The sequence below is a fragment of the Robertmurraya massiliosenegalensis JC6 genome, from assembly GCF_000311725.1.
In the GTDB taxonomy this organism is placed as follows: domain Bacteria; phylum Bacillota; class Bacilli; order Bacillales; family Cytobacillaceae; genus Robertmurraya; species Robertmurraya massiliosenegalensis.
Window position 1 is genome coordinate 1 of sequence record NZ_HE978516.1, and the last position, 21,535, is coordinate 21,535.

24 protein-coding genes and 1 tRNA gene are annotated in these 21,535 nt (G+C 35.9%); 12 read left to right on the forward strand and 13 right to left on the reverse strand.

Annotated elements, in window-relative coordinates:
• Window positions 1-401: 401 nt before the first annotated feature.
• Window positions 402-575: a hypothetical protein gene (locus BMSHG_RS28765; protein WP_019156026.1), complete on the forward strand. Its 174-nt coding sequence runs from the start codon at window positions 402-404 to the stop codon at window positions 573-575.
• 23 nt (window positions 576-598) lie between these two features.
• Here BMSHG_RS28765 and BMSHG_RS18860 read toward each other — a convergent pair whose 3' ends face one another.
• Together BMSHG_RS18860 and BMSHG_RS18865 are read right to left on the reverse strand one after the other, a co-directional pair.
• Window positions 599-1,168 (reverse strand): GNAT family N-acetyltransferase, encoded by a 570-nt coding sequence (locus BMSHG_RS18860; RefSeq protein ID WP_019156027.1) that lies wholly within the window; start codon window positions 1,166-1,168, stop codon window positions 599-601.
• A gap of 29 nt (window positions 1,169-1,197) precedes the next feature.
• Entirely contained in the window at window positions 1,198-2,100 is a 903-nt protein-coding gene (locus tag BMSHG_RS18865) for a DMT family transporter (protein WP_019156028.1), read from the reverse strand.
• Between the two features lie 101 nt (window positions 2,101-2,201).
• Between BMSHG_RS18865 and BMSHG_RS18870 the strand changes: the two genes are divergently transcribed.
• The 4 genes from BMSHG_RS18870 (at window position 2,202) to BMSHG_RS18890 (ending at window position 4,274) form a co-directional block, all read left to right on the forward strand.
• Entirely contained in the window at window positions 2,202-2,897 is a 696-nt protein-coding gene (locus BMSHG_RS18870; protein WP_019156029.1) for an MgtC/SapB family protein, read from the forward strand.
• A gap of 69 nt (window positions 2,898-2,966) precedes the next feature.
• Window positions 2,967-3,039: transfer RNA gene (locus tag BMSHG_RS18875), tRNA-Ala, on the forward strand.
• 411 nt (window positions 3,040-3,450) lie between these two features.
• Window positions 3,451-3,918: a hypothetical protein gene (locus tag BMSHG_RS18885; RefSeq protein WP_019156031.1), complete on the forward strand. Its 468-nt coding sequence runs from the start codon at window positions 3,451-3,453 to the stop codon at window positions 3,916-3,918.
• Between the two features lie 65 nt (window positions 3,919-3,983).
• On the forward strand, window positions 3,984-4,274 hold the full coding sequence (locus tag BMSHG_RS18890) for a hypothetical protein (protein ID WP_019156032.1): 291 nt from the start codon (window positions 3,984-3,986) through the stop codon (window positions 4,272-4,274).
• 9 nt (window positions 4,275-4,283) lie between these two features.
• Here the strand turns inward: BMSHG_RS18890 and BMSHG_RS27200 are convergent, their stop codons facing one another.
• Window positions 4,284-5,135, reverse strand: coding sequence for a hypothetical protein (locus tag BMSHG_RS27200; protein ID WP_019156033.1), 852 nt, complete (start codon window positions 5,133-5,135; stop codon window positions 4,284-4,286).
• 130 nt (window positions 5,136-5,265) lie between these two features.
• Here BMSHG_RS27200 and BMSHG_RS18900 point away from each other — a divergent pair, with 130 nt between their 5' ends.
• The 3 genes from BMSHG_RS18900 (at window position 5,266) to BMSHG_RS18910 (ending at window position 7,420) form a co-directional block, all read left to right on the forward strand.
• Complete coding sequence (locus tag BMSHG_RS18900; protein ID WP_019156034.1) at window positions 5,266-5,718, forward strand: hypothetical protein; 453 nt, start codon at window positions 5,266-5,268, stop codon at window positions 5,716-5,718.
• A gap of 124 nt (window positions 5,719-5,842) precedes the next feature.
• Window positions 5,843-6,451, forward strand: coding sequence for a cupin domain-containing protein (locus tag BMSHG_RS26550; protein WP_019156035.1), 609 nt, complete (start codon window positions 5,843-5,845; stop codon window positions 6,449-6,451).
• A 390-nt stretch (window positions 6,452-6,841) separates the two neighbouring features.
• Window positions 6,842-7,420 carry a YitT family protein gene (locus BMSHG_RS18910; RefSeq protein ID WP_019156036.1) on the forward strand — a complete coding sequence of 193 codons (579 nt, stop codon included), beginning with the start codon at window positions 6,842-6,844 and terminating at the stop codon, window positions 7,418-7,420.
• 40 nt (window positions 7,421-7,460) lie between these two features.
• Here the strand turns inward: BMSHG_RS18910 and BMSHG_RS18915 are convergent, their stop codons facing one another.
• Window positions 7,461-7,757, reverse strand: a complete 297-nt coding sequence (locus BMSHG_RS18915; protein ID WP_019156037.1) for a CotD family spore coat protein — start codon at window positions 7,755-7,757, stop codon at window positions 7,461-7,463.
• Between the two features lie 183 nt (window positions 7,758-7,940).
• Here BMSHG_RS18915 and BMSHG_RS18920 point away from each other — a divergent pair, with 183 nt between their 5' ends.
• Window positions 7,941-8,495 (forward strand): DUF3231 family protein, encoded by a 555-nt coding sequence (locus BMSHG_RS18920; RefSeq protein ID WP_392397256.1) that lies wholly within the window; start codon window positions 7,941-7,943, stop codon window positions 8,493-8,495.
• Between the two features lie 230 nt (window positions 8,496-8,725).
• On the forward strand, window positions 8,726-9,130 hold the full coding sequence (locus tag BMSHG_RS18925) for a hypothetical protein (protein WP_026073533.1): 405 nt from the start codon (window positions 8,726-8,728) through the stop codon (window positions 9,128-9,130).
• Between the two features lie 38 nt (window positions 9,131-9,168).
• Here BMSHG_RS18925 and BMSHG_RS18930 read toward each other — a convergent pair whose 3' ends face one another.
• The 3 genes from BMSHG_RS18930 to BMSHG_RS18945 form a co-directional block, all read right to left on the reverse strand.
• Window positions 9,169-10,368, reverse strand: coding sequence for a sensor domain-containing diguanylate cyclase (locus BMSHG_RS18930; protein ID WP_019156040.1), 1,200 nt, complete (start codon window positions 10,366-10,368; stop codon window positions 9,169-9,171).
• Between the two features lie 123 nt (window positions 10,369-10,491).
• Window positions 10,492-10,773, reverse strand: coding sequence for a hypothetical protein (locus tag BMSHG_RS18935; protein WP_019156041.1), 282 nt, complete (start codon window positions 10,771-10,773; stop codon window positions 10,492-10,494).
• 73 nt (window positions 10,774-10,846) lie between these two features.
• The gene (locus tag BMSHG_RS18945; RefSeq protein ID WP_235776426.1) at window positions 10,847-12,073 is read right to left on the reverse strand and encodes an MFS transporter; all 1,227 of its coding nucleotides are present in this window, start codon (window positions 12,071-12,073) and stop codon (window positions 10,847-10,849) included.
• Window positions 12,074-12,373: 300 nt separating this feature from the next.
• On the opposite strand from BMSHG_RS18945, the gene BMSHG_RS18950 reads away from it, so the two are divergent.
• Both BMSHG_RS18950 and BMSHG_RS18955 read left to right on the forward strand, forming a co-directional pair.
• Window positions 12,374-13,144 carry a phosphosulfolactate synthase gene (locus BMSHG_RS18950; protein ID WP_019156043.1) on the forward strand — a complete coding sequence of 257 codons (771 nt, stop codon included), beginning with the start codon at window positions 12,374-12,376 and terminating at the stop codon, window positions 13,142-13,144.
• Window positions 13,126-13,665, forward strand: coding sequence for a phosphoglycerate mutase family protein (locus BMSHG_RS18955; RefSeq protein ID WP_019156044.1), 540 nt, complete (start codon window positions 13,126-13,128; stop codon window positions 13,663-13,665). Before BMSHG_RS18950 ends, BMSHG_RS18955 begins: the two co-directional genes overlap by 19 nt.
• A 71-nt stretch (window positions 13,666-13,736) precedes the next feature.
• Here BMSHG_RS18955 and BMSHG_RS18960 read toward each other — a convergent pair whose 3' ends face one another.
• The 6 genes from BMSHG_RS18960 to BMSHG_RS18985 all read right to left on the reverse strand — a co-directional run bounded on the left by BMSHG_RS18960 (window position 13,737) and on the right by BMSHG_RS18985 (window position 21,527).
• Complete coding sequence (locus BMSHG_RS18960) at window positions 13,737-14,357, reverse strand: YitT family protein (protein ID WP_019156045.1); 621 nt, start codon at window positions 14,355-14,357, stop codon at window positions 13,737-13,739.
• A 139-nt stretch (window positions 14,358-14,496) separates the two neighbouring features.
• Entirely contained in the window at window positions 14,497-16,023 is a 1,527-nt protein-coding gene (locus tag BMSHG_RS18965) for a glycine betaine uptake BCCT transporter (protein ID WP_019156046.1), read from the reverse strand.
• A 268-nt stretch (window positions 16,024-16,291) separates the two neighbouring features.
• The gene (locus tag BMSHG_RS18970; protein WP_019156047.1) at window positions 16,292-17,485 is read right to left on the reverse strand and encodes a coiled-coil domain-containing protein; all 1,194 of its coding nucleotides are present in this window, start codon (window positions 17,483-17,485) and stop codon (window positions 16,292-16,294) included.
• A gap of 406 nt (window positions 17,486-17,891) precedes the next feature.
• Window positions 17,892-19,874, reverse strand: coding sequence for an LTA synthase family protein (locus BMSHG_RS18975; RefSeq protein ID WP_019156048.1), 1,983 nt, complete (start codon window positions 19,872-19,874; stop codon window positions 17,892-17,894).
• A gap of 471 nt (window positions 19,875-20,345) precedes the next feature.
• Window positions 20,346-20,549: a twin-arginine translocase TatA/TatE family subunit gene (locus BMSHG_RS18980; protein WP_019156049.1), complete on the reverse strand. Its 204-nt coding sequence runs from the start codon at window positions 20,547-20,549 to the stop codon at window positions 20,346-20,348.
• A 72-nt stretch (window positions 20,550-20,621) separates the two neighbouring features.
• Window positions 20,622-21,527, reverse strand: a complete 906-nt coding sequence (locus BMSHG_RS18985) for a 4Fe-4S binding protein (protein WP_019156050.1) — start codon at window positions 21,525-21,527, stop codon at window positions 20,622-20,624.
• Window positions 21,528-21,535 lie beyond the last annotated feature (8 nt).

Sequence of the window (21,535 nt, forward strand, 5' to 3'; positions counted from 1 at the left end):
GAAGTTCCAATGTCTGTCGAAGCTGTACAGTCGCCTTCACTATTATATGTTGACGTATGATTTGTTTAGTTTTCAAAGTACAAGTATCGCTTTTTACCTGCAAAAAAAATCACTATCGCTTCAGAAGCGACTTTATTAATATAACACAATTCCTCGTTTTAAGTCAATAACTTTATAAAAAAGATTTTTGACTCATGCTATTAAAACAAGTTGTATTCTTGAGGACAAGAACTAATATATCATGCTTCAAAAATGTTTTCAATATAATTTTCAACTTTTTTTGCAATAAAATTTGAAAGCCAAATTTCGTCTACTTCATTACTATCTTTGTGGGAATAAAGAAGAAAGTTCTCTCATAATAATAGGAATGAGAGAAAACAATCAAGAAAGGATTGGGAGACATGCTAGAATCTGTAGCTTTATACCTATCATTTATCATGGCAATCTATTTATTCATTTATTCCTATATTGAGGGGATCAAAATCGCTAATTCAGAAGAAAAGGTTAAAGGTGGCACTTTCATTTTTACGTTCACCTTGGCATTTATCTTTTCAGGATTTACGTATATTTTGTGAAAAGAAGATAGGAGAGGCGTTTTTTATAAACCACCTCTCCTATCTTCTTTTAAAATGGAACAAATAAACGCATCCATATATTTATCTTTACTATAAAATCTTTTTCTTAGTAATCCTTCTTCTATAAAACCGTTTTTCTCAAGAACTCTCTTACTGGCGTAATTTAAAGGAAAATAAAAAGCCTCAATACGGTTTAACTCCATTTCATTAAATCCGTATTCAACCACTTTACCAACCGCTTCTGTCATATACCCTTTTCCCCAATATTCCGAGTCGAGATCATAACCAATTTCTACTTTTAAATGTTGCTCATCTAGTGAATGAAAGCCACAGGTTCCAATGAGTTCTTCTTCTCCCTTAAGTGTAATTCCCCACCTAATTTGTCTTCTTGATTGATATCGAAAAAAGAGATTTTCAATGATATCAACTGCTTCTTGATATGAAGTAAGTGCCTCGATATCATAGTGCTCGACTACATTTTTTTTAGATAGATAATGATATAACCTGGTAGCATCTTGTACATTCAATTCTCTTAGCCTTAATCTACTTGTTTCTATTTGTGGAAATTCCACAAAGGTATCATCCCACCCCATTGTCTTCTCCTCATTTCTATTGAACTAACTCAATGTTCATTTCCCAGCTTTACCTTCGTTCTCGTCAATTTTCCCTCTATTAAAAAGAAAGCCAATGACGCCATTACGATTAAACCACCAACGATTTGAGTCAACATAATTTTTTCATTCAATAAATAATAGGCTAAAACCGTTGCACCTACTGGTTCTAATAAAATGGCCATAGAGATAGTAGAAGTACTTAGCCATTTAACGGACCAATTAAATAAGGTGTGGCCCAATAAAGTCGGAATAATAGCAAGTAAAACAAAATAAACCCAATCACTAGTAGGATAATTCGTGAGCGGGCGCCCTAAAATGAGCACATATACGAAAAGCGTTACCGCACTAATTGCATACACAACAAAAGTATAGGTGATGAGTGAAACTCTTTTACGCACTGTTTGACCAAACATTAAATATGCGGTAATCAAGGCACAGGCGATAAGAGCAAGTATGTCTCCGAATAACGCAGAACCACTAATTTTAAAATCACCCCAACTGATGATAAAGCTTCCGATAATCGCCATAATCCCACAGAGTATTGCTCGCATCGTAAACTTTTCTTTAAAGAAGACGTATGTTCCAACAAAAGCAAATAGTGGTTGCAATGTTACCAATACGGTAGAACTTGCAACAGAAGTATAATTTAATGATTCAAACCAGAGAATGAAGTGAAATGCTAGAAACACTCCTGCAATCAAAGAAAACAGCCAATCTCTCTTCGTAATAAGTCGTAGTTCATTAGCATACTTTAATAAAAACACAGGAAGCATAATCAGAACTGAAAAAAATAACCTATAAAAGGCGATGACCTCTGAAGGTGCGGTTGATACTTTCACCATTATGGCCGAAGTTGAGACTGAAATGACTCCAATGGCTAAGATAAGATACGGATTTACTTTTGGCCCCATCAAATTGAACTCCTTTAAAAGATATAGATATCATCATTTTACAACCTTTAACTAGATAATTACTATGAAAATATATTGGTCATCGAAAAGGTGGGAATATCATGTTCGGGTTTGAAATGGAAATTCTCATTAAGTTAGGGATCACGGCTTTTTTAGGGTTGATTATCGGGCTGGAAAGGGAATTAAAAAGAAAACCGGTTGGACTGAAAACAAGTCTTGTGATCTCAATTGTGAGTTGTCTTCTCACTATTGTATCGATTGAATCAGCTTATATGGTGCCATCTCGAGATGATATTAATATCACGATGGATCCCCTTCGTTTAGCTGCTCAAATCATTTCAGGAATTGGTTTTCTTGGAGCTGGCGTTATTTTAAGAAGAGGAAATGACAGTATTTCTGGTCTTACAACTGCAGCCATGATTTGGGGAGCAGCTGGGATTGGGATCGCAGTAGGTGCAGGATTCTATCTTGAAGCAGCAGTTGGAGTCGCATTGCTCATCATCAGCGTTGAAATTGTACCTATCATTATGGGGGTTATCGGCCCACGTCAATTACGCGAAAAAGAAATTAAACTACAGCTAAATGTGAAAGACAAAAATAGAATTGTAGAAATCATTAATTACTTAAAAGATGAAAAAATATCACTTAAGCACTTACGGATTAAAGATTTAAACGATGATGATCATCTCGTCCAATTACGAGTAACCGTTAATTATAAAAGACTAACGACAGACGTGTACTATACCGTTTCAAAGATAGAAGGTGTTCGCGGTGTCGAGATCGAAAGCATTGACTAAAAATTACTAGATTCCCTCTTGATTTTTCAAATGATTTCCCTATATAATAATCGTTGTACATCACCATACGGGGGATTAGCTCAGCTGGGAGAGCGCAACGCTGGCAGCGTTGAGGTCAGGGGTTCGAGCCCCCTATTCTCCATTACAAATAAACAGAGTCCCTTGCGATAAAAACGTAAGGGACTCTGTTTATTTCGATTATAATTCAAAATATTCTTCATTCAACCACAATCCTCGCTTAACTATTCCTCAATAATTGCAGAATTTTCCATAGAAAAATGAAACTATTTTATTCTCTCCATCGTATTTCTGTTATAAAGTACCCAGAGGTGATTATGATGTTTAAAGCAGAATATATGAACAGAGTTGTTAGTATCATTGGCACGGTTGTTTTAATGGTAATTTTGTTACAGCTTGCATCTTCCACTTTCTCCAAGATCTTCTTTATCTCAATCCTTTCACTAAAGATTGCTATCGATTTTTATAAAATAATTAAAACGAAAAGGAATGTTACAAAAGAGAGTTAAACAAAATTTAATAATAGGTGAATGAAATGGGATTTTCAATAGTAGGATTGACAATTGTGATGTGTATTCTAGCTCCAAATATACTGTATTCTATCTATCCTCCCTACAATATTCCAGCAGGAATGAAAGATAAAGAATCAATCTTTACTATCTTCGAAAGGCTAGGGCAATTCGGGTGTATATTCTTATTGATTGTTTTAAAAGATTCTATCGATGACAACGCCATCGATATCTACTTCATACTCATGACAATATGTATCGTATTTTATTATTTTTTATGGATTCGTTACTTTGTTCAAGGGAGAAGTTTATCATCTTTATTTAAACCGCTGGGGATGATTCCGATACCAATGGCTTTTTTTCCTGTGTTAGCATATGCCTTTGCAGCCCTTTGGCTTCAATCAATCTGGCTCGCTGTTGCCGTCATATTACTAGCCATTGGGCATTTGGTAAATAGCTGGAAGACGTATACTTACATAAAAGGCAATCATTAATGGATAAGAATTAGAATAACTGAAACACTATTAAAGAAGGTGAATGAACGTGTAGAGGTGTTAGAATGGAGACTTTCCCGGTTATACATACAAATTTTTGGGATGCCATTATTGCTGTTCCATTAGTGATGATCGCAACACAAATTTTAAAGAAGCTATTCGATATTTCTAAACCATATATTCCTATGCTCGCAAGCATTACAGGACTTATTATCTCCATTTTCTTTGCGCATCGAGATAATCTTTGGGTAGGAATATTTATGGGCTTCTTTTACGGAAATGCTGGGGTTGGTTTGTATTCATCTTTAAAGACGCAATTAATGACCTATAGAAATTCTAGAAACGATTTTGAATAAGTGTATCTCTTACCCATTCCCCTCTAAAGGAGACAAAAGATATTCCCATTTATGCGTACATTCTTCTAACATATAGTAGCCTTGCTCTTCATTTCGAATAATTCGTGAACATTGTTGCCTTGGGATCGCACCTTCGTCATGATCACTTGTTACATCAATCCAGCTCTGACCAGTTGGTTCATCGAAACGGATCGTTAACACATTTCCGTTAATCATGATCGATTGACCGTCCTCTTTTTCTTCTACCATTTTGATAAATGCTTCCATTTCCTCACCCTGTTCCATTTTGCGTTCTTCTGATTTGACTACTGTCTCAGATGCTTTCAAATGTACTTCTTTCACCCCCTTCAATGTTGAAAAACGGACAAAATCCTTCGTGGGCCATTCCCCTCTATCCACACCTAATACATCTTCTGCATCTATTTTCTCTGGATATTCCGTGCCACCTATCACGATCGTAATCGATTGATCGTCAAGCTTTTTCCCAATTAACCCAAATCTAGTTTTATAAAAATCATAACTATATGTTGTTTCACCGAGTATAAAATCTCGGTATTCAATAACTAATGATTGCTGATTATGGGGAGAATCTATTTTTGTATAATGATGATCGGAGAGCAAAATCATGATGCTATGTAGTAATAATATCGGTATAAAGACAACTAAGCCGACGATCATCCAGTCATTTTGGATATGGGGAGTACGAAACCCTATTATGGATAAGACGATGATATTTAATATCAAAGGGACGATGTAACCAGTCGGTTTCAAAAAAAGAATAAAGTTACCCGTTACATGTAAGATGATGATCATTAAGTCTATAGCGCCCAATACAATGAGTGTCCAGGTTATTTTCGACATGAATGATTCCCCATTTGTTTTCTTTTTATTATATCTTAACTTCCCCGGAGTGCTAAATATTCTAATAAATTCCTGATAAAATATTTCTTTTCGTTAACACTACTAATAAAACACGAAGGGAAATTGTCAAATGCTAAATCAACTCATTTTATGGGCAATGCTGATTCTCCCATGGGGACTGCTATTTTTTTTAGATAAAGAGCGAGTAAGTAAGTTCTTACCTGCTGGTTTACTGTCTGGACTATTAATAACGATTATTTTTCAAATCTATGATAGGTGGGATATTGTCAATGTGAAGGAAACCATTTTTCCATTGTCAAATGTTCCACCAGCAACGTATGGCCTATACATTGTTTTACCAATGTTTTTTCTCTATATTTCTTTTGGTTACTTTTGGTTTTATTTTCTTTTGAACCTAATCGGTGACCTCACTTATTGTTTTGTGTTCATGGAAATTTATGAACACCGAGGGATATTTGAAATTATAAAAATCAATCATTTTGGGGTATTTTTAATCCAGCAATTTTTTTCTATCCTCATTTACTTATTTCAAATTTGGTATATGCGATTGCAAAAGAAATGAATGCTCTACAGGTTCTATCCTACCAATCAGGGATAGAGCCTTTTATTTGTACAACACACCAAACAAATCTGTATTGCATAACATGCCTACGAAGATTTTAAATGAGAAAAAGAGGTGAAATCATATGACTGCCTATTTGGATTATACATCTCCATCACTGCAGTATACTTTCGACTTGAATAAAAGTACATTATTCAAAAAAGACAACCAAAATCTCATCAATATATTAGGGATCCAACAACTTAATACACTGGAAAATGTATCTTTGCTGGATATTTACTTAAGTACAAATAATGTCGTTGAACCCCATTATCATCAAAATGCAGCCGAACTTGTTTACTGTATTTCAGGTGCTGCAATCGTATCGATACTTAACCCATTTACGAAGCAAGTACACAACTATCCGATAACTCCTGGTCAAGTCGCAAATGTTCCTCAAGGTTGGTGGCATTATGAAGTCGCCACAACTGATGAAACTCATTTACTAGCGATTTTTGATGCTCCCACGCCAGAAGTAATATTAGGCTCCGATCTTCTCAAATTCACACCTGCAAACATTATGGCACACACATATTGCATCGATGAAGAAAGTTGGATGAAAGTGACACATTTTGTACAACCAAGCACATATATTGGTCCATATAAAGACTGCCAGCAAAACAAGAAGAAGACTCGTCAATTCTCCCCCATTATCCATCCTTTTGCTCATCAACAACCCGAGCATCGTTTTTAATGAACGCTGTTTTCGTATAGATTGTGTCCAGAATCTTTTTTCCATTAGATCACGGTTATGACGATACATGAAGTGTGCGACGGTACTTTTCGCTTCCTAAATCAGACATTTTGTTTTATCGGCTTTCCATAATGAGTTCATAACAAAACTCGTTCTTAAAAAAGCTTCTGGAAATGGATTTCAAATGGACGTATAAACGCGCATACGTCTTTTTCTTTTTTCATGCTCTATACGATGTTGAGATCATTTATCTGATGGCTTATTCCCCATAACTATACGAATCTAGGGACATTAACTTTAATAAAAGTTGCAATTTTTATTGGCATCTTCACATCTTCAAATCTATTTACACATAGAATAGGAACATGTCCAGTATTTGGAGGTGTTCCTATGTATTTTCTAAAAAAAGGGATAATCATTGTTTTCGGTAGTATTTTCATTTCTTTAGGAATTAACCTTTTTCTATCACCTTATGAGGTACTGGATGGAGGAGTTATTGGAATCGGGCTCATTCTTAATTATATTTTGGGATTAAAAACCGGACTTATGATTCTATTATGCAGTATACCGATCTTCACGATTGCTTGGTTTTATTACAGAGAATATTTTTATAATAGCTTACATGGGATGATGATTTCCTCATTGTTTATTGATCTCTTAGAACCTGTTCGCTCCATCTTTCATATTGAAGCTATCTATAGCTCCATTATTGGCGGAGTACTCATCGGGGCAGGTATTGGTGTGATGTTACGATATCGGACGAGCACAGGCGGCACCGACTTAATTGCCCAATTTATAGGTGATAAAACGGGCATAAATGTCGGGCTTCTTATCCTTTTTATGGATTCCATTATTCTACTAATTGGAGGCGTTTTATTATCCTCCGATACCATTTTCTTCTCTGCTATTACAATTCTAGTAGTAGGTCTCATCACTAGTCTTATGACAAAAAATCTTCCTGCAGCATAAAAAAGCACCCACCTTAAGTGAGTGCTCCTTGACATATCAATTACAAGCTAAACAAATTGCCGCTTCGTCTACATCTTGGATTATTAGGGTCAGTTCCACAATTAAAGTTTTCCTGTACTACTTCATTTACCTGTCTTTCAGTTACAGGGAAGAAATTTTCATTTCTAACGACTGTTCTGTTGACGTTGATAATTTCAGTAGGATGGATTCGTCTTACAGTACGTTTCGTTGTATTCACCCTCACGATTGTTTCTGTCGGTTCAACGATCGTTTTAACGTCTTGAGCTCCTTGAACATTCCCTCGATGATCATTGCATCCACAATGATTTCTACTCATAGCATCTCCCTCCTTTCTATCTCTAATTTGTCTTACACTATATGCTATGTAAGCAAGGCAAGCTTGTCCTTAGATAGATTTATTATTTTTCCGTAATTGATGATAGAGCCTTTTGCTGTTTCAATAGATTAGATGTATAAAAATTCCATTCAAGCACATCATATGATTAAAATAGTGGAAGGAGTGTGTTCTTTGCCAAACAAATTTGAAGCATTATTCGATTACTTAATTACGAGATTTGATTCAGAACCAAAGTCAAAACTCCATATCGGTGAAGCAATGGGTTGTTGGCTTTATTACACCGCTATAGCAGAAGAAATTCCTTTGATAGAAACTTCCATAAATTCGACAACAGATAATGTTTTAATTGAGCTTTTAGAAGATGCAAAGAAGTTGGCCACTCATCAAAAAAATGTCTTAGCGGAATTGATGCTAAAGGAAGGTGTTCCGCTCCCCGAAACATCAGAGCATAAGCCCGATTCAGATCCGAATAGCGTTCCACTAGGTGTGAAAGCAACAGATAGTGAAATCGCCAATCTATTAAGTGCAAAGGTTGCTTCCAATATAGTCATGTGTTCAACAAATATAAGCCAAAGTGTTCGCAGTGATATCGGTTTGATGTGGATCAGATTTCACTCAGAAAAAGCAGTTTTTGGAATGGATATTAAGACAAAAATGAGGGAGCGTGGTTGGATCAAGGTTCCTCCAAGCTACTATCCACCAGGGGCACCGAATTAAATTAAACTCATGTCATTAAATATTACAGATTTATTCATAGTCTGTTCATAAATCTCCAATAAAATAGAAAGTAAGAAAAGCTCGTCTTTTCATTTACCCTCATAGTAATACTTTCTAATATCCAGCAAAGAGCTGGATATTTTTCTTTTTGTTAATCAATTCTCAATGACCGAAATACGCAATAGGCATATGTTATAGGGAAGTGGAGGGGATGAGAAGTGAGGCTCAACATGAACCATTTTCAGAAAGAACAAACGCCTACCTTAAATGAAGAAGAAAAAAACATAAGAATATTGAAATTAAGACAGCAGGTTGTTGCAAATGTGTGGATTCAAGCCATCGCAGGACTATCAGAGGCTGCTGCTGTAACGAAATTATATTATCTAGAAGAACAAGTCCCAGGTTCTCTTGAAATCGTTCACGGAGTATGGATTCAAGTAATCGGTACAATTCTTGAAGCAATTGGTCTATCTGAACAACTTGTAACCGAAGATGATTCAGAATTCTTTTATGGACAAAGGCATGCAGTTACTGGTGATTGGATTCAATCACTCGGAGGCATTATTGAGGCTGTTGGTGGAGAAAGAGTCTTACAAGATGCCATCCGACAAAGAGATGAAGATCTTGTTCCATAGCAAAAGACCCCGATTTGCAAAAAAGATCGGGGTCAAATTTATTTAGAGAAATTTGTTTGTAGGTGTTGAAATATTCGCCTGATAACGCCATCTTTTTTCATCGGTTGCTCTGGAAGGGCTCTCGTATAAAATTGAATATTATTTTTCCCCTTACTTTTAGCATAATACATCGCCTTGTCTGCATTATTTAATAAGGTTTCTTGATCGATCCCATCCTCTGGATACATAGCCACTCCGATACTTGGAGTTACTTTCGGTTTCTTATCACCAAATAAGTAAGGTACTGAAACATTTGTTAATATCCGATCAGCAATTTCTAGTATATCCGTTTTGTTCGTTTCCTCAAATAAAATGATAAATTCATCCCCACCTAATCTAGCAATGAAATCCTCATCTCTTACCGTGTCCTTTAGTCTTACTGCCACTTCTTTCAAAAGAAGATCGCCTGTTTCATGCCCCATTGTATCATTTACTTGTTTAAATCCATCTAAATCAATAAACATCACGCCTAACGGTTGATTTATCCGCTTAGAACGAGAAAGTGCCTTCTTGAGATGTCTTTCTAAAAGAGTTCGATTCGCCAAATCGGTTAACTCATCAAAAAAAGCCAATTGCTTTAATTTCATTTCTAGCATCTTTCTTTCAGTTATATCAATGATCTGTCCAGTAATATTTATTACATGGCCCATATTATTTTTAACAGGAGTTCCTCGATAAATAATCCATCGTTCCTCACCATCTGGACGCAAAATACGTAGCTCGGTCGAAGCATGCGTCCCTGTCGTTAATCGCCCAATCTTCCTTTCAATTTCTTCCATATCTTCAGGATGAACAAGAAGCTTCCATAAGTTCAAATCCTCTCTAATCTCTCGGTACGGATAACCATATATTTTTTCAATTCCCTTCGAAATATAAAAGTCACCCGTTTCCAGATGATAAGAAAAGACAGCAATATCATCCACTAAATCTAAAGCCATTTCGATTAAATCCTTCTCATTCACGATCATTTGATATTTTTCATTAACATCATCTAGCTCTTGCTTAACAGATTCATACATTATCGCTTTCTTATAAGATTTTTGATATAAGTGTCCCACCCACCACATGATGATGGCGCCAATCAAAATGATCATGACTGTGACACTTGTAATCGACTTAACTAATATATAATTATGGATAAGTAGTGCCATTGTAAAAATAAAAATGCTAATTAATTTTATTACTTTAGGGCTTTCCATTATGCCCTCCTTGCTCAAAATTTGTCGATAAAACAGCACAATCGTAATCGTACCACTTGTCGGAATCTAAAACAATCCAATTATAAAAAAAGTGAGCCGATTGGGCCCACTGTTTCTTTCAGTTCATTCCTCTTCTTCATCTTTCAACTCCACTTTCTTACATCCAACATAGAGGCAGGAATAAATTTCTACTCCTTCTTTTGCTTTCGCTAACCCTTTTAAATATGGCTTAACTAAATCTTTAAAATCCTCTCTTACTCCTTCTTCTTCCAAAATGCCATAGACATAAAGCTTTTTCTCGTCAAATAATAAAGCCACATTTCCTACAGCTTTATTCGCAGAATTGACTACATTCAACACCTGAAATTCTGGGGTGATCACTTCAGGTGAAAAATATATTTGCACATCGCTCATCTCCTTTATGGGGCCTTAAAGATTGATCAAAAATCAGATACAGACGAAAGAGATTATCATCCGATTACGTAAATTGGAGCTTCTCAAAGAGTGAGTCACGATCGTTTTCTTCAGAAGTTTTCTTTTTACTAACATGAATAAAGAGCATCGAAAGTAGACTAACGAATAAGGTTAGTCCAGCCGTTGTTAAAAACATTCCCGTACGCGACCATTCCATCAACGTACTATAAACGGGGGGACCCACAGCAACACCTAAGAACCGCACTGAACCATACAAGGAAGTCACAAATCCTCTTTTATCTGTCGAAACCGAACCAGTAATAAAACTATTAATACAAGGGAGAACAAGCCCTGTTCCAATGCTACTAAGAACCAAAATAGAAAAGAATGGAATTAATTTTTCAAAAAAGACGAGAGTGGAAAAAGAGATCGTCATCAAAAGAAGTCCGAGGACAATCAGTGTTTTCATTAATTTCATCTTTTTCCCAATCTTGCTCCCTGTAATATAAGAAGTCGTCGTCATGAACAGAAGCGGGATGGCCAATATCCCTCCCTTTAGTACACCATCAATTTGATGATCTTTTTCAAGAATATCGGAAATATAAAACAATATACCAAAGAGTGTAAATAAACATGTAGCACCTGTTAAATACGACACAAAAAGCCACCGACCCTCTGTTTTAAAAACGGAGACGAGACCCTTAATATATTTCCCAACAGGAGGTGGTTCCTTCTTTGCCTTCTTTTCTCTAATAAAAAAGATCGTTAAAAGAACGGATAATAAACAGAAAACAGGAAAGGCAAAAAATGCAGCATACCAAAATAGAAGGGCAAATAGCGAGCCTATGAGAGGGCTTATTACTTTTCCAAATCCATTTGATGCTTCAACAAGACCAAGTACTTTACTCTGCTCTCCTCCCTTAAATAGATCTCCTGTCAAAGCCATGGCAATAGGAGCCGTTCCCGCTGCTCCTAAACCTTGCATAATTCTTCCCGCAATAATCCACATATAGGCATTTGAAAACCACGCTGCAGCTGCCCCTGCAAGCAAACCGCCACTCCCGTAAAGAATGAGCGAAGGGATGATCACAGCTTTACGAGAAAAACGATCCGATAAATATCCTAGTATAGGGATCGAAATCGCTGCGGCAATAGAAAACACAGATATAATCAAACTAACTTTGAATTGTGAAATATCCAACTCTGTTTTCATCTTTGGAAGAATCGGAATAAGCATAGAATTCCCCAAAACCAGAATGAGTGGGATTGAGCCAATTGCAAAGATCGTCATTCCTTTATGTTTTTGCTCTGCCAATGCTCATACACCTCTTAGATGAAAATCAAGATTTTTTTATAAAGCACTTTTTTATTGTTTGGATTGGTGAGACAGTTTATTCATCCCGTCTTCGAAAGTAAATTCAAGGCAAAAAAAGCCCATTATATACACATCCACCTAATTTTTGAATAGGCTAATTTTACAGGTAGCGCTCAAAAATCATACTTAAACTGATTGATTAAAAAAAGATAACACTTAATAACACAAGCTAAGTAGACAAAGGGAACGGTCAAATAATGAGGAGGCACGATCCAAATGGATTTTTTGCAATTACCAAATCGAACAAATGGTACTAGAAGTTATGGGCTCACTTCAATTGTTGACTTTGGAACGCCAATTGGAGAACTTGAACATATTCTTAAGGATTACCATCAACTTATTGATATCGCTAAATTAGGAATTGGTACTGCTTATGTTTTTCCTAATCTAAAAGATAAAGTAAAGCTCTATCAGCAATACAATATTAAGACCTATTGTGGTGGGACATTATTTGAAAAATGTTACCAACAAAACAAAATAGATGAATACCTTAAATGGCTTAAAGAATTAGCTATCGACTGGCTGGAAGTTTCCAATGGTACATTAAATATCCCTCTCCAAGAACGACTTCATCTTATTTCAGAAGTAAAAGATGATTTTCACGTTATTGCAGAAGTGGGATCAAAAGATTCATTTGACGATATGCCTATCTCCGAATGGAAAGCTGAAATGAACGCACTGCTTGAAGCTGGATGCCAATACGTGATAACGGAAGGGAGAGATTCTGGCACGGCTGGAATTTATGATAACAGCGGGGCCATTAAATCGGAGCTGATATTTGAACTTATTCGAGATATTGACTGGAAGAAAGTTATTTTCGAGGCACCAACGCCAAAGCATCAAATGTTTTTCATTAATTGTATTGGCACAAATGTGAATTTAGGAAACGTCAAGATATCAGATGTTTTAATATTAGAAACACAACGTCGTGGTCTAAGAAGTGAAACCTTTAATTTGGAGGAACAGGAATGGAAATTACCGTTATAAGACATCTCCCAACGGAATGGAATAGAAAACAGGTGTTACAAGGAAAGAAAGATATCCCCATTCTTCCTCTTACTGAGAAGGAGCAATCAAAAATCGCAGAAAACCTTCAACTAATACAGGAGAAATTATTTGACCTCGCCCTTTGCAGTAGCCTTGTCCGTACTAAGCAAACGGCAGAACATTATGGTCAGAAAGCGATTCCTGAACCATTACTGGATGAACTAGATTTCGGTCCATTTGAAGGACGGCCAAAAAAAGAATTAGTCTCAATATACGGAGAGCTTTGGAGTGAAAAGCCAGCAGAAATCATCCTTGGGGAAAGTCTTGTGAATCTCGAAACGAGAATCAAGCTATTTTTATCTAAATACAACCATATGTCGCAATTGCTTGTATTCGGTCACGGTTCTTGGATAAGAGCGCTCAAGTCCTATCATCAATATGGACATATAAATGCAATGAATAAAACAACAGTTAAAAATAATGAGTGCATTTCATTAGAATTCATCACCGTTGAAGCATAGCAATGGTGTAATTACTCTACTCACATGTTAACTAAGCTCAAGACAAACAGGAGATCCGTTCACGGATCTCCTTATTTCTTTCTCCAACTCGGAGTTAAAAGTGTAGTCGAATAAATTTTTAATTGATAGATTAAATCAATCACATTGGTCGAAATAAATTGACAGATGATCGCATAGAACACGATTTTGAAATCAATGACAAGCGCTGTTAAGAGGAAGATCAATAAATTGATCCCCATCATCACCTTGCCAGGACTCCAATTCTTATAAGTAGCAATCATTAATGCTGGAATGACCATACCTCCACTCGAGGCACCAGTGCGAATCAGAATTCCTACACCAATTCCAAAAAACATACTTCCCGCCATAATATCAAGAATAATATGCGTATGGGGAATCGCAAAGAAATCGTTCGAAAGCAATGTAACCGTCGTCGAAGTAGTAGCGACCGCAAGTATCGTCCTAAATGTCCATGTGTAGCCAAAATACTTTAAAGCAAAGACAAGAAATACGACATTGGATAACCATAAAGAAAAACCTAAAGGTAAATGAAACCAATGGTTCACAAGGATGGCGATACCTGCTGCCCCACCCGATGGAATCGAATGCGGAAACAGAAAGATAGCCATCGCCATTCCTTGAAGAATAGCACCGATTAATAGGAAGGAATAAATCAGAATTGTTTTCTTCACTTTAGTCGAATCTGTCTCTCAATTTTACATACAACCCATTCATCGCATTCCCTCCTATAGGACTTCTACCCTTGTCCATTTTATGAGACAAGAAAGAAAAATATGATCCTTTTCAAATGGCGAATGGGTTCAGTTCGTATTATGCTTTTGCTTCTGGTTTCTTTCGCGGCTTTGGTTTATGGTAAAGCCCAAGTTCTTTTTTCTCTTTTGTTAACGATTTAAATAAGGAAAGCATCATCAAAAGCATAATAAATGAAAACGGGAAAGCCGCCGCAATTAAGGCGTTTTGTAGTGCTTGTAATCCTCCACTATATAGAAGGACTAAAGCGACTGTCGATTGCGCAATCCCCCATGTGTATTTGACTCGGTTAGGAGGCATTAATGAACCATTTGTTGTTTGCATACCAAGAACAAATGTCGCCGAGTCAGCAGAGGTAATAAAAAATGTACTGACAAGCAGGAGCGCCACAATCGACAAGACCATGGACCAAGGAAATTGGCTAAAGACAGCAAACAACACCTCTTCTGTCGCAAATTGTGTTAAATCTAATACACCAGATGATTGAATGGAAATAGAAGCATTTCCAAAAACTGCAAACCAGAAAAAGCTTACTAGGGCAGGTAATAAAAGGACACCTATGATAAATTCCCGAATCGTCCTACCTCTAGAAACTCGTGCAATAAAGATTCCGACGAAAGGTGACCAGGAAATCCACCACGCCCAATAAAAAATCGTCCATCCGTTAATCCATGAGCGATGGTCTTCATTTAACGGAGCGATTCGGAAGCTCATTTGAATGATATTTTGAATGTAGCCTCCAATTGTATCTGTAAACATATCAAGGATTAAAATGGTCGGTCCTACGATAAACATCAGAACTAATAAAGCAACTGCTAACAACATATTTGCGTTGCTCAAATATTTAATTCCTTTTCCAAGACCTGTACCAGCGGAAATCATAAACAAAACGGTAACGACTAAAATGATGATGAATTGAGTAAGAAAATTAGATGGCACTCCAAATAAATAAGAAAGCCCACCATTAATTTGAGCTGCACCAAAACCAAGCGTTGTTGCGACTCCAATCACTGTAGCGAAGACGGCTAAAACATCTACAACTGTCCCTAAATGTCCTTCCATTCTTTTTCCAAGGATCGGTCTAAGAGTTGCCGATACAAGTCCAGGCTCCCCTTTTCTAAATTGAAAATAGGCTAGTGCTAATGCGACCAATGCATAGATTGCCCAAGCATGTATTCCCCAATGGAAAAAGGTGTAACGCATTGCTTCTTTTTGAGCAGCATTTGTTCCTCCTTCTGCCAAAGGCGGATCCATGAAATGCGACAATGGTTCAGCTGCTCCCCAGAAGACAAGACCAATTCCCATTCCTGCACTAAAAAGCATCGCAAACCACGATGCAGTTGAAAATTCTGGCTTTTCGTCTGGTTTCCCTAATTTTATCGCCCCTACTGGACTAAATATAAGAAATAGGCAAAAAACGACGATGATCGTTACCAAAATTAAATAATACCAACCAAAAGAAGTTGTGATAAACTGCTGAACATTTCCTGTTGCTTCTTCAAAGGTTTTAGGTGCAGTTGCACCAAATATGACAGATGCTAGAACAAGCGCAACTGAAATCCAAAAGACATTTGTAATTTTTTTCATTATTACTCCCTTCTCCCTTTGTAAAATAATAAATAAGAAAGTCTAAGTTATTTTTTCTTAGATCAAAGAGATTTATGTAGATACGATGTACGATATTTCCAATCCATCAGTTCGCTTTAAAAGACATCAGTAATTATTGTAAAATAACTATGAACAATCTACAACGAAGATGACCTTTTTCATGAAATATGTACAATTTTAAATCTATTTAACAAAATAAAAGGGCCTATCCTTGTACTAAAAGGATAGACCCAATAGATTTTATAAATTAAAAGTTAGCAACTCTTCTTACATGTCCACTAAAATGGTCTTTATAATAGCCTGAGTTCATGTTCGCAATCGCTACACCTGTAGATGATTGAGAACCGATGAAATTGCCCCCGCCAAGATAAATTCCAACATGTCCATCTTTTTTATAGGTATCAAAGAATACTAAGTCTCCAGGACGTGCTTCACTTAGAGATATTTTAGAACCTTGGTTTCTTAAAGCACTTGTACTTGAACCAATACTGATACCAGCTTGTCTAAATGCCCAGCTCACAAAACCAGAACAATCGAATCTTCCATTTGCTACATCATATGAAGTTCTTCCGCCACCAAATACATAAACCGAATTTCCGATATATTTATAGCCAGCTTGTAAAATCGTGCTAAGACTTCCATCATTTGCTGGTGCTGTATAGGCTACTTTTGAACTGCTTTTTGAAGTTGAACTTTCTGAAGAAGAGCTAGATCCGCTATTAGTCAGCGCTGCCTGAGCTTCCAATTGAGCTTGACGCTGTGCTTCTGCTTCCTGACGAGCTTTTTCTTCAAGTTCATCTAATTTCTCTAGATTTCCTTTTTGAGCTTGCTCTAAGGAAACCTTCATTTGGTCATTTTCTTTCTTTTGTTCAAGCATTTGAGCTTTCATACCTTCAAGTTCTTCTTTCTTACCTGTCAATTCAGCAAGCTTTTGATCCACTTCAGCTTGTTTCTCCTCAACAGCCGCTTTATCTAACTCATGTTGCTTTATTAAATCACTATCCGCATTTGCAATTTGTGTTACAGCAAATACACGATCAATAAAATCACTGAAGTTCTCCGAACCTAAAAGCACTTCTATATAACTCACCTTTCCACCTGATTCTTGGAAGGATTGAGCACGTTTTGCTAACACTTCAGTTCTTTTTGCGATTGTGTCATTTAATACTGCGATTTCTTCATTTAGCTTTTGAATCTCTGCTTGAGTAACTTCAATTTCTTTTTCAGTAGTTACAATCAATTTATTATTATCTTCAATCGCTTCATTCATTTTTTGAATCTTTTTCTCTAATTCAGCGATTTTAGCATCAGTTTCATCAATTTTCTGTTCTACTTGTTGAATTTGTGAAGAATAGTTTGCGCTCACAGTTGGGACAGTGACTAAGCTTCCTATTCCCAAGATGATAGTGGTGTTGAGAGCTATAAATTTCTTTTTCATCATTCTCTTTTCCTCCGACCTTCATGTTTTCGACAAGTTCTATTAAATATGTACTTAACTCTAATTCTATTAAGCTACAAAATTTTTAATTTAAAACTCAGCATTACTTATAATGACAAAATACATCTAAAACTAACAATTTTCTACTCCCCTAGTACTATAGCAGTCAATCATAACAGCAAGATGATAAACATATTACAGTTATATTTCATTTCTTTAGCACCAGGTACTATTTTATGCAAAAAATATAGGAGAATCGTAGGATAAAAGTCAATTTATATCCGTAAAAATAATTAGTCACAAAAACGCAACATATTTTTCAAAATGAATAAACACTAAAAAATTTGTCAAAAAAAATAAAGAGACTGTCCTAGCAAATTGCTAGGACAGTCTCTAAGCACACCTTCAATTATTCGTCCGTTGGTGTTTTAGTTTCTTTTGTCTCTTTATCAGAAGTATTATATTCATACTTTGAACGATCAATTGGTGTGAAGTCGGCTGGAGAATAGAAACGTAATAAATCTCCATTGACAACTTTATCTGAAAGATGCAATTTATATTCTACAACCTCTTGGAACTGTAATCCTTTTTCCATTTGTTCTTCTTGCTCCTCACTAATTAGCTCACCTGTCACGGAATCATAAAATTTACCTCCGACCGATGAAATGGTCGGACTGACAAAGTCCCCATTACGGAATGGAACTAATGAATCATGCTCTTCTGATAATAAGTCTGTACCTAGTTGGATATACTCTTTTGTATCAATACCAACTAAGTGAAGCAATGTTGGAAGAAGGTCAATTTGACCACCATACTCATGGTTGACTCCACCTTCCATTCCAGGTACACGGATAAAGAGTGGAACTCGTTGCAAACCTGCTGCACTATCAAATGTAGATAGTTCTTTATCTAATACTTTTTCCATCGCTTTATTATGATTTTGCGAAATTCCATAATGATCTCCATACATAATAATAATGGAGTTATCATATAATCCAGATTCTTTTAAATCTGTGATAAATTGCTCTAATGCCTCATCTGCATAACGAGCAGTTTGGAAATAATTGTCAACAGATTTATCACCTGTAGTATGTGGAGCAATCGTTGTTTCCTCTTGATTCATTGAATAAGGATAGTGATGCGTTACTGTAATAAACTTCGTATAGAATGGCTGTGGCAATGTTTGTAACAATGAAAATGATTGTTCAAAGAATGGCTTATCCATCAATCCATACTCAGCCATTTGGTCTCCTTCAGCTTCGTAATAGCTTAAGTCAAAAAACTTATCATAACCAAATGATTTATAAATCTCATTTCTGTTCCAGAAACTTCCTGAATTGCCGTGGAATACCGCTGACGTATATCCATTCTGTCCTAAAATAGCTGGAGCAGCTTGGTACGTATTAAGTCCTTTTGTTGTATAGGCTGAACCTTGTGGCAGTCCATACAATGAGTTTTCAAGCATGAATTCTGCATCAGCCGTCTTCCCTTGTGCTGTTTGGTGGAAGAAGTTATCAAAATACATTGTATTCTCATCTCTAATCATTGAGTTTAAGAATGGTGTTACCTCTTCACCATGCAGCTGATAGTCCATTAAAAATGATTGAATCGACTCAAGGTGCAGATAAATCACGTTCATGCCTTCACCAACACCGAAGTACTCAGGATTTGGTTCTGCATAGTTTGATTTTGTAAAGTTAATGACTTCCGTTACATCACTACTATCAGCCATAACTCGCTGTGCAGATGCTTTCGTGCTTTGAACTGCATCATAAATGGTATAATTGTACATTCCTAAATATTTTACAATGTAATTTCGGTCGAATCCTCTTGTTAATAGCTCAGGTCTATCGGCTTCAGCAAGCGCCAAGTTTAAACTTGAAAAACCTAATGCTAATGATAAGACAGCAATGACTTTTCGACGTCCCATATCTTTCGCTTCAATTTTTACTACTTTAAATAGAAGTAGACCAAGCAAGAATAGGAAATCAATGAAAAAGAATATGTCATATGGTCTTAATAATGACAGAACACTGCTACTTACATCTCCGAAATTTTGTGTTTGAAAAATGGTTGGTAGCGTAATGAAGTCGTTAAAGAAACGATAGTAAACGACATTTGCATAAAGTAAAAATGACAAGATAAAATAAATCGTCATTAACGCACTATATTTTTTTCTACCCTTAAAGAATAGTGCAAATCCAAGAAATAAAAGGGAAGAACCTAATGGATTCAAAAACAACAAAAACTTTTGAATGCCATTTTCAACACCTAGTTCGAATTGATTCAATTGAATGATATATGTTTTTAACCATAGGAATACAACGGCAACAAGAAAAAAGCCGATATATTTTTGTGATATATTAAATCGTTTATTTAAAGTTTTATTCATCTTTGTTGCACCTACCTTCTAACAAACTATTATACTTTTTTTAGAATTCATTTTGAATATGCGCTTACTCCCAGACAAGCTATTTACTATCATAATTGTAAAATATGAACATTTTATGAAATTATGTTCCTAAATTTACATTTGCTTAATATTTACATGCTTGAACACAAAATATTAATATACTCCTTTTTCACAAAATGTCAAGTCTTCACCGATGGTCTTCCGCTTGAAATCATGACTACAGTGCGATTCAACACTGTTTCAACTGTTTCCTCATTAAGGATAGTTAAAGTAAGATGGATATTTTTCTTTACACATTATTAATAGACGTTTTACCCTTCCAAAAGGTTTCATTAAACATTATTTACATAAAAAAGGCTAATGATGGAAAACAACCATCATTAGCCCAAAAATGACTTTCTTCTATATAATAAGATATTCAAAAAAATAAGTGTATGTCCTATTTATCGCTTATACTTCACTCTTCTTTTGTTCATTTACTGTTTTATCATCTTCTGATTTATCATCTTCCATAATCCCTTTTGTAGAGTTCTTAAACTCTTTTAGAGATTGTCCAACAGCTCTTCCAATTTCAGGTAATTTTTTTGGTCCAAAAATGATAAGGGCCAGAACTAGAATTAAAATTAATCCTGGAATTCCAATATTTGATAACATCTTTTCTTCACTCCCTTAATCTTCATATGACTCATCCAGCTATCTATCCATGTGCATTGTAACATAACATGATTACCTTGTAATGAGAAACTGCGATTTTTTCATACAAGGGACACAAAGTTCTTGATTCTCTGATAATGTATGGAAACTTTTGTGACAACTTGAGCAAACACTTGTAAAAAACGGATACTTGACCTGTTCATATGGTGATATTTGTTCGTTAACAGTTATTGCTTTTTCAGGACAAATGTCTGCACATAATTGACAGTTTGAGCAGCTTTGCGCTGATATAACAAATCCTTCGTCGTTTATTTCAATACATTTTTTATCACAAAGTTTTTCACAAGCATGGCATAATGTACATCTTTCAGTATTCAGTTGAATGTTCGCAAACTGATGGTTGGGATAATAACGGGATAGTTCAAGAGCTGTTTGATTGAACCGCCATTTTGCTGGAGCCATTTCTTTAAGTAATGTCTGCGTTCCTTCTTTCCAAGAAAAGAAAAGCTCTCGTCTTGATATACACTCTTCCGTTTTCTCCAACTTAGTCCGCTCTACCGTTAACAATGGTTCTTCAAGTTGCTTCAATAATACATTTGCTTCATCTACTGCTTGATTCCATCGGCTATCAATCTCTTCTTCGCCAATTATTCCTTTAATTCCCTTTTTAGCATAAACCACTAATTCCTTAGCAGAAGGGGGGGAACTCTTCCCAGCAACCAACCGCCCTTGATGGAATTCCCTCTTTGGAAATATGCCAGCAATCGCCTGAACAGGACATGAAACCATGCATTTTCCACACTCATTACAACCCTTATAATTGATATGTGGAATCCCTTTTTTTATTTCTATCGCATTTAATTCACATGCATCAATACAATGGGAGCATGTTGAACGAGGGCTTTTATTCCTAGAGCAGGTTGACAATATTTCATATTGATAATCTAAACTCTCTACCCATTTACTAAAAAGACCCATCGTTAACA

What these genes read in the sequence shown, in the direction of transcription:
- BMSHG_RS18950 (WP_019156043.1), top strand. Translation starts at nt 12,374, where the DNA reads ATGGATTTTTTGCAATTACCAAATCGAACAAATGGTACTAGAAGTTAT.
- BMSHG_RS18900 (WP_019156034.1), top strand. Translation starts at nt 5,266, where the DNA reads ATGCTAAATCAACTCATTTTATGGGCAATGCTGATTCTCCCATGGGGA.
- BMSHG_RS18970 (WP_019156047.1), bottom strand. Translation starts at nt 17,485, where the DNA reads ATGATGAAAAAGAAATTTATAGCTCTCAACACCACTATCATCTTGGGA.
- BMSHG_RS18925 (WP_026073533.1), top strand. Translation starts at nt 8,726, where the DNA reads ATGAACCATTTTCAGAAAGAACAAACGCCTACCTTAAATGAAGAAGAA.
- BMSHG_RS18980 (WP_019156049.1), bottom strand. Translation starts at nt 20,549, where the DNA reads ATGTTATCAAATATTGGAATTCCAGGATTAATTTTAATTCTAGTTCTG.
- BMSHG_RS18930 (WP_019156040.1), bottom strand. Translation starts at nt 10,368, where the DNA reads ATGGAAAGCCCTAAAGTAATAAAATTAATTAGCATTTTTATTTTTACA.
- BMSHG_RS18910 (WP_019156036.1), top strand. Translation starts at nt 6,842, where the DNA reads ATGTATTTTCTAAAAAAAGGGATAATCATTGTTTTCGGTAGTATTTTC.
- BMSHG_RS18945 (WP_235776426.1), bottom strand. Translation starts at nt 12,073, where the DNA reads ATGACGATCTTTGCAATTGGCTCAATCCCACTCATTCTGGTTTTGGGG.
- BMSHG_RS18860 (WP_019156027.1), bottom strand. Translation starts at nt 1,168, where the DNA reads ATGGGGTGGGATGATACCTTTGTGGAATTTCCACAAATAGAAACAAGT.
- BMSHG_RS18915 (WP_019156037.1), bottom strand. Translation starts at nt 7,757, where the DNA reads ATGAGTAGAAATCATTGTGGATGCAATGATCATCGAGGGAATGTTCAA.
- BMSHG_RS18870 (WP_019156029.1), top strand. Translation starts at nt 2,202, where the DNA reads ATGTTCGGGTTTGAAATGGAAATTCTCATTAAGTTAGGGATCACGGCT.
- BMSHG_RS18865 (WP_019156028.1), bottom strand. Translation starts at nt 2,100, where the DNA reads ATGGGGCCAAAAGTAAATCCGTATCTTATCTTAGCCATTGGAGTCATT.
- BMSHG_RS28765 (WP_019156026.1), top strand. Translation starts at nt 402, where the DNA reads ATGCTAGAATCTGTAGCTTTATACCTATCATTTATCATGGCAATCTAT.
- BMSHG_RS18975 (WP_019156048.1), bottom strand. Translation starts at nt 19,874, where the DNA reads ATGAATAAAACTTTAAATAAACGATTTAATATATCACAAAAATATATC.
- BMSHG_RS18955 (WP_019156044.1), top strand. Translation starts at nt 13,126, where the DNA reads ATGGAAATTACCGTTATAAGACATCTCCCAACGGAATGGAATAGAAAA.
- BMSHG_RS18985 (WP_019156050.1), bottom strand. Translation starts at nt 21,527, where the DNA reads ATGGGTCTTTTTAGTAAATGGGTAGAGAGTTTAGATTATCAATATGAA.
- BMSHG_RS18885 (WP_019156031.1), top strand. Translation starts at nt 3,451, where the DNA reads ATGGGATTTTCAATAGTAGGATTGACAATTGTGATGTGTATTCTAGCT.
- BMSHG_RS26550 (WP_019156035.1), top strand. Translation starts at nt 5,843, where the DNA reads ATGACTGCCTATTTGGATTATACATCTCCATCACTGCAGTATACTTTC.
- BMSHG_RS18890 (WP_019156032.1), top strand. Translation starts at nt 3,984, where the DNA reads ATGGAGACTTTCCCGGTTATACATACAAATTTTTGGGATGCCATTATT.
- BMSHG_RS18965 (WP_019156046.1), bottom strand. Translation starts at nt 16,023, where the DNA reads ATGAAAAAAATTACAAATGTCTTTTGGATTTCAGTTGCGCTTGTTCTA.
- BMSHG_RS27200 (WP_019156033.1), bottom strand. Translation starts at nt 5,135, where the DNA reads ATGTCGAAAATAACCTGGACACTCATTGTATTGGGCGCTATAGACTTA.